The sequence below is a fragment of the Helicobacter vulpis genome (assembly GCF_003660395.1).
Lineage (GTDB): Bacteria > Campylobacterota > Campylobacteria > Campylobacterales > Helicobacteraceae > Helicobacter > Helicobacter vulpis.
Window position 1 is genome coordinate 1 of record NZ_QXQT01000104.1, and the last position, 346, is coordinate 346.

1 protein-coding gene is annotated in these 346 nt (G+C 52.3%); it reads left to right on the forward strand.

Features of this window, described 5'->3' with window-relative positions:
• Window positions 1-190, forward strand: a 190-nt coding sequence (locus EAO38_RS08775) for a DNA methyltransferase (RefSeq protein ID WP_162982774.1), incomplete at its 5' end; no start/stop codon positions are given.
• Between the last annotated feature and the right edge of the window lie 156 nt (window positions 191-346).

The following is a 346-nucleotide window of genomic DNA, read 5'->3' on the forward strand; positions in this document are numbered from 1 at the left end:
TTTAGAAATCTTGCCTAGGGGCTCAGTGGTGTTAGATTGTTTTGCAGGTTCAGGGAGCACAGGGGTGGCATGCGCGCAACTAGGGCTAGATTTTATCGGTGTGGAGAAGAGCCCAGAGTATGCTAAGATCGCACAAGAGAATTTAGCCAAAGCGTTAGATTTGGGCTTGTTTAATGCGAGCCGGGGTTAAACAGAATGTTTTACCCCGTTAGCGAGTGGGAGCCAGCAAGCGCAGAATGCGCGCAGCCCTTAGCGAGGGCGAGCTTTTAGGCGTTGGCAAGCAAGATTTACCCCGTTAGCGAGCACAAGCCGGGGCTGAAGCAGTATGCTTAAGCCCGTTAGCGAG